Below are 6,516 nucleotides of genomic sequence, written 5' to 3' on the forward strand. Positions count from 1 at the left end.
GCAGCGATCTCCGAAGCCGGCACGTTGTGCTCTTCCTCGTAGGAGGAGATGAGGTCGCGGAACGCGGCAACGTCCTCGGACTCGAGGGTCTCCGTGATGCGCTCGGCGAACTTGCCCAGGCGCAGCGTGTTCACGGTTTCGGCCGTGGGCAGGTGCATCTGCTCCACCGGCTGGCGTGTTGCCTTTTCGATGGAACGCAGCAGGTACTTCTCCCGCGGCGTCATGAACAGGATGGCGTCGCCGGAACGGCCTGCACGGCCGGTGCGGCCGATGCGGTGGACGTAGGACTCGGTGTCGTGCGGGATGTCGTAGTTGACCACGTGGCTGATGCGCTCAACGTCAAGGCCGCGGGCCGCGACGTCGGTGGCCACCAGGATATCGATGCGGCCTTCCTTCAGCGCCTCGACAGTGCGTTCACGCTGCTGCTGCGGGATGTCGCCGTTGATGGCGGCGGCCTGGAAGCCGCGGGACTTCAGCTTGTCAGCCAGGTCCTCGGTAGCCATCTTGGTGCGCACGAAGGCGATAACGCCGTCGAACTCTTCAACCTCGAGGATGCGGGTCAGGGCGTCAAGCTTGTGCGGGCCCATGACCTGCAGGTACCGCTGGCGGGTGTTGGCGCCGGTGGTGGTCTTGGACTTGACCGAGATCTCGGCCGGGTTGTTCAGGTACTGCTTGGACATGCGGCGGATCTGGCTCGGCATGGTGGCCGAGAACAGTGCAACCTGGCGGTCCGACGGGGTCTGCTGGAAGATCTGCTCCACGTCTTCGGCGAAGCCCATGCGCAGCATTTCGTCGGCCTCGTCCAGCACCAGGTACTGGAGCTCGGACAGGTCCAGGGAACCCTTGGAGATGTGGTCGATCACACGGCCGGGAGTACCGACAACAACCTGGGCACCGCGGCGCAGGCCGGCGAGCTGGGGGCCGTAGGCGGAGCCGCCGTAGACGGGGAGGACGGTGAAGTCATCGATGTGCTTGGCGTACGAGGTGAAGGCCTCGGCAACCTGGAGCGCGAGCTCGCGGGTCGGAGCCAGGACCAGGGCCTGGGTCTTGCGGGACGGGCCGTTGAGGTCGTGGAGCTCGGCCAGGCGGGACAGTGCCGGTACTGCGAATGCTGCAGTCTTACCGGTACCGGTCTGGGCGAGGCCCACAACGTCGCGGCCTTCAAGCAGCAGCGGGATGGTTGCTGCCTGGATGGGGGAAGGCTTTTCGTAGCCGACATCCTGCAGGGCGGCGAGGACGCGGGCGTCGATGCCGAGATCGGCGAACTTGACGCCCTCGTCTTCGGTTTCCTCAGCCTTGGCAGCAGGCGCCTCGGTCTGAGCGGCAGGCGCTTCTTCGACCTTGGCGGGGGCTTCTTCAGCGGGAGCGGCGGGCGCTTCAGCTTCGGTGGCGGCGGGCTCTGCTGCGGGGGCAACGGCCTCGGTGAATTCGACAGCGACGGTTTCGGCAGTTACTGCTTCGGCGGTGGCGTCATTTTGATTTTCAGGCATAGGGAAATTTCCTCATCCATAGGGGGCCAGGCGGCACAACCCGAGGTGAGCGGAGCCGCAGTACAATGTGCCGTGGGTGCCGGGCATACATTGACCGGCCGGTCACTTAGAAGTCCGGCGCTTTCGCAATCCCGTGGCAGGACTTCCCGCTGCATCTCTTGGCTGCTATCTCAGCAGTCTGTACAGCGTTTTCTTTAGCCGGCTCTCCCTATGAAAATGCCCGCATCACATTAGCGGGCCCCAACACTTGCCAGTCCTGCCTCAAAAATTGGGCAGGAATAAGGGATTTCCGGAGTGGGGGATATTTCTAGTGTAGGGTACGGATCCGCTTTGCGGCTAATTGAACGTTCGACGGCGGCGGTGAGCTTGCGCACATGGCCGTCGGTTCCATGCGGCTAAGGCCGTGACACTACCGTCCCAGCCGCCGCAGCAGCGCCTCAAAGGCGTCGTGGTACTCGGGCTGGAGGCGGATCTCACCGTCGGCGTCGGCATCCCGCAACGCTTCCATGGACTCAAGGTCAGGTTCGCTGAACCACTTTCCGATGGTGATGCCGTGGGTCGGCACGAAAAGCCGGTGGATGTGGTCGCCGGCCTGGACGGTGCCGGTGCGGATCACGCGCAGGTAGGTACCAATCCGGCCCGCTTCCGTGAAGCGCTTGACCCATTGCGGCTCCCCCATCCGACGCTGGAAGGCGGCGCACGGGACGCGCGGCGAAGTCACTTCAACTTCGACGTCCAGCCCGATCTTCCAGCGTTCGCCGATCACTGCCCCGGTGGTCTCGATGCCGGACACGCGAAGGTTTTCCCCGAAGATCCCGGGCGTGAGGTCGCGCTGAAGCTCCTTCGCCCAGTAGTCGGCATCATCCTGGGAGTACGCGTAGATGGCCTGGTCTTCGCCGCCATGGTGGATCCGGCTTGCCTGGACGTCACCGTGGAGGCCGAGTTTGTGGACTTTGACGGGACCTTCCACCGGCCGCTTGTCGATAGCGGTGACTCCCACGCTGCCTTCATCGGGAAGGAGCTGGTGGACACGGCAGACGGCTAGCACTGATGCAGTTTCCATGGCTCCAGTGTAGGGTTCCCGGCGTTGCAGCCACCGCTGGAACCGGAGATTGGCAGTTCTCTCCCGTTTCGTGCTCGCAGCCGGACCGGGCAGAGACTACGCTGATTTCAGGATTGAGCTTCCGGCGCACAGCTGCGCCCACATTCAGCATGGACTACCAAGGGGGGACGTCATGGACCCGGAAAAGGACCAAGGCAACGGTCCGGACAAGGACAAGGACCAGGCCAACGGCCAGGGCACCGGTCAAGGCAAGGACCAGGGGGCGCCGAAACCGCCTCCGTGGCAGGTTCCCAAACCGGAGCTGCGCCCCGAACTCCTGAACGAACCCATTCCCACGGTTGATCCCTTCGCCCGGGACCGTGAGCGCCAGACCCATGATGCGGCCGCGCGCAAGAAGCGTTCCCAGCGGCGGACCGTTGTGGTGGGCCTCGGTGTCACCGCCCTCCTGGCCGGGACTATCACCGCCATCGTGGCCAGCAACGAGGATGAGCCCGAGTACGCCCAGGTCTGCTTCAACGACGAGACCGGCGAGCGCGTGGAGGATACGCAGTGCAACAGCTCGGCGGGACGCAGCGGTGCGCTCTACGCGTGGTACTTCTACTCCCGCGGCGCCAGTGTTCCCGGGGTGGGCCAGAACCGGTCCTCGTATCCGAGCTACACCAGCACCATCCCCAGCGGCGCCAAGGCATCCACCGGGTACAGCACCAAGGGCGGAACGGTCAGCAGGGGCGGCTTTGGCAGCAGCTCCAAGGGCGGAAGCACGGGGGGCTAGGCGTGAAGCGGTTGTTATCGGAGCCCAGGCCTGACTGGAAGCAGAAGATCGAAGAGCAGGGCCTGGTCTTCTCCACCACCACCATGCCCAACGGCCGGAAGATTGAATACTGGAACGAGGCCGCCTACTACGAATTCACCATGGACGAGGTGGAGACGCTGGAGGTCACGGCCGAGGACATGCACAAGATGTGCCTGGAGGCAGCCAAGTTCCTGGCCACGGGCGCCATGGGGAACATCGGCATCGGCCCGCAGGCACTGGAGCTCGCGGCTGAGTCGTTGCAGGCCGCGGACATGGATATCTACGGGCGCTTCGACTTTATCTATGACGGCCAGGGCGGACCGGCCAAGATGCTGGAGTACAACGCCGACACCCCCACCGGCCTGATCGAGGCCGCCGTCGCGCAATGGTTCTGGCTGCAGGACGTGTTCCCGGAGAAGGACCAGTGGAACGGCATCCACGAGGCCCTGATCCGGCAGTGGAAGAAAATGCAGTACCGCACCGGCATGAGCACGCTCCACATAGCCCATTCCGAGGCTGAGGAGTCCGGCGAGGACTGGATGACGGCCGCGTATATGCGGGACGTGGCCAGCCAGGCGGGCTGGACCACCATCGGCATCAATATGTCCGATATCGGCTGGGATCCCAACCTGAACCGCTTTGTGGACCTGGACAACTTCATGATCAGCACCATGTTCAAGCTGTATCCCTGGGAGCTGATGATGAAGGAGCCGTTCGGGCACCGGCTGCTGCAGCGCGCACATAATCCCCGTTGGGTGGAGCCTGCGTGGAAAATGCTGCTCTCCAACAAGGCCTTGCTGGCTGCTCTGTGGCACCTGTACCCGGACCACCCCCACCTGCTGCCGGCCTACCTCAACGAGCCCGGACCCCTGAAGGAATGGGTGGCCAAGCCGCTGCATGGGCGCGAAGGCGACAATATCAAGATCCATGCGCCGGGCATCAGCCTGGAGCAGCCCGGCGGGTACGGCCGAGAAGGCTGGTGCTACCAGCAGTTCCATGCGTTGCCCGACTTCGACGGCAACCACCCCGTCCTTGGCCTCTGGGTGGTGGACGGCGAGTCCGTGGGCTGCGGGATCCGCGAATCGGACGGCCCCATCACCGACTACTTCTGCCGTTTTGTGCCCAACACTATTGACGCCCCGGCGCCGCTTTCAGCGCAGGCCCACTCCAGCAAAGCAGGTATCGCACTATGAGCACCCTGATATTCCAGAGCCCGGTGACCGTATGAGTGCGGAGACGACGACGGCGGGCGGCGCTTCCGGCGGACCGTCCGGCGGTGCCGTCCCCGACAAGGGGCTCCGTGCGGGGATCCTGGACCTCGGCGACTCGGTCATGCTGGGGCTCGCGTCCACGGCGCCCGTGTATTCGCTGGCCGCCACGCTGGGCCTGATCGTGGCCGTCAACGGGAACTACACTCCCCTGATCCTGGTCCTCGGGTTCATCCCCGTCCTGTTCATCGCCTACGCCTTCCGGGAGCTGAACAGCGCCATGCCGGACTGCGGCACCACGTTCACCTGGTCCCGCCGGGCGTTCGGTCCCTGGGCGGGTTGGCTGGGCGGCTGGGGTGTTGCCCTGGCCGGCATCGTGGTCCTGGCCAATCTCGCCCAGGTGGCAGGCCAGTATCTGTGGCTGCTGATCGGCGACGGCTCACTGGCGGAAAACAAGGTGGTGGTCACCGCCACCGGCGTGTTGTTCATCGTGTTTATGACCCTGGTGAACTACCGGGGCATCCGGCTGGGCGAGCATGTCCAGCGGGTGCTGACGTACGTTCAGTATGTGTCGCTGGGCATCTTTGCGCTGGCCATCATTGTGCGGATCGCGGGCGGTGCGCCCGAGGGCCAGGCCTTTGACATCGAGTGGTTCAACCCTGCCGGTGCCTTCGCGGACCCCTTCGCCGTGGTGCACGGTTCGCTGCTTGCCCTGTTCATCTATTGGGGCTGGGATACCTGCCTGGCCGTGAATGAGGAGACCGAAAACCCGTCCACCACGCCGGGGCGCGGCGCCGTCATTTCGGCCTTTGTCCTGGTGGCCATCTACGTTTCGGTGGCGCTGCTGGTGATGATGTACGCCACTGTCGGGACCGAGGGCATCGGCCTGGGCAACGAAGCGAACCAGTCCGACGTCTTCCTGGCCATGAAGGACGTGGTCCTGGGTCCGTGGGGCTGGCTGATCGTGGTGGCCGTCCTGGCCTCCGTGCTGTCTTCCACGCAGACCACCATCCTGCCCACGGCCCGCGGCACACTGTCGATGGGCGTGCACGGTGCGCTGCCGCCGAAGTTCGGCGAAGTCCACACCCGCAACCAGACCCCTGGATTCTCCACCCAGGTCATGGGCGCAGCGGCCGTGGTGTACTACGTGGCCATGAGCTTCCTCAGCGAAAACCTGCTCTCCGATTCCATCAGCGCCATCAGCCTGTTCATCGCGTTCTACTATGCGCTGACGGGGTTCGCGTGCTTCTGGTATTTCCGCGGCACCTTCCGGGATTCGGCCCGCAATCTCTGGTTCCGGGGTGTCCTGCCGCTGCTCGGTGCACTGCTCCTCACGGCGGCGTTCTTCATTTCCGCTGTCCAGATGTGGGATCCGGCCTACGGCGACACCCAGATCTTCGGCGTCGGCGGGGCGTTTGTCAGCGGCGTGGTGCTACTGGCCCTGGGCGTTGTCCTGGCCGTTGTCTGCAGGTTCCTGCCGTCAACGCGGGAGTACTTCACCGGGAAGCCGGCGGCGGCCGCCACACCGACGTCGGCCTAAGATACTCAGATGAGCGACGCTGACGTCACTGCCGAAGTACTTGCCTCACCGGACCCATCGGACATCCTGGCCCTTGATGCGCTGCTGAGCGCTGACGAGCGTGCGCTCCGGCAGCGGATCCGCGACTTCACCGACCAGCGGATCAAACCAAACATCGCCCGCTGGTACGACGACGCCGTCTTTCCGCTGGAGCTCGCTCCCGAACTCGGCGAGCTGGGCGTCCTGGGGATGCACCTGGAAGGGTACGGCTGCCCCGGCCGTTCCGCCGTCGAATACGGCCTGGCGGCGATGGAACTTGAGGCCGGCGATTCCGGGATCCGGACCTTCGTCTCGGTGCAGGGGTCCCTGGCCATGACGGCGATCCACAAATGGGGTTCGGAGGACCAGAAGCAGGAGTGGCTCCCCCGGATGGCCGCCGGCGA

At 64.8% G+C, this 6,516-nt stretch carries 6 protein-coding genes; 4 read left to right on the forward strand and 2 right to left on the reverse strand.

Going from position 1 to position 6,516, the window contains the following annotated elements; all coding sequences use genetic code 11:
* A partial coding sequence (locus V6M49_RS08460) for a DEAD/DEAH box helicase (RefSeq protein ID WP_332760846.1) occupies positions 1-1,490 on the reverse strand: 1,490 nt, incomplete at its 3' end.
* 409 nt (positions 1,491-1,899) lie between these two features.
* Entirely contained in the window at positions 1,900-2,553 is a 654-nt protein-coding gene (locus V6M49_RS08465; protein WP_332760847.1) for an MOSC domain-containing protein, read from the reverse strand.
* Between the two features lie 172 nt (positions 2,554-2,725).
* On the opposite strand from V6M49_RS08465, the gene V6M49_RS08470 reads away from it, so the two are divergent.
* From V6M49_RS08470 to V6M49_RS08485, 4 genes are all read left to right on the forward strand, one after another.
* Positions 2,726-3,325 (forward strand): Tat pathway signal protein, encoded by a 600-nt coding sequence (locus V6M49_RS08470; RefSeq protein WP_332760848.1) that lies wholly within the window; start codon positions 2,726-2,728, stop codon positions 3,323-3,325.
* A gap of 2 nt (positions 3,326-3,327) precedes the next feature.
* On the forward strand, positions 3,328-4,539 hold the full coding sequence (locus tag V6M49_RS08475; RefSeq protein WP_332760849.1) for a glutathionylspermidine synthase family protein: 1,212 nt from the start codon (positions 3,328-3,330) through the stop codon (positions 4,537-4,539).
* Between the two features lie 31 nt (positions 4,540-4,570).
* Complete coding sequence (locus V6M49_RS08480; RefSeq protein WP_332760850.1) at positions 4,571-6,094, forward strand: APC family permease; 1,524 nt, start codon at positions 4,571-4,573, stop codon at positions 6,092-6,094.
* 9 nt (positions 6,095-6,103) lie between these two features.
* Positions 6,104-6,516 (forward strand): acyl-CoA dehydrogenase family protein (locus V6M49_RS08485; RefSeq protein WP_332760851.1); only part of this gene is annotated, 413 nt, incomplete at its 3' end.

Origin of the sequence: Pseudarthrobacter sp. (assembly GCF_036675385.1) — a bacterium.
Taxonomy (GTDB): domain Bacteria; phylum Actinomycetota; class Actinomycetes; order Actinomycetales; family Micrococcaceae; genus Arthrobacter.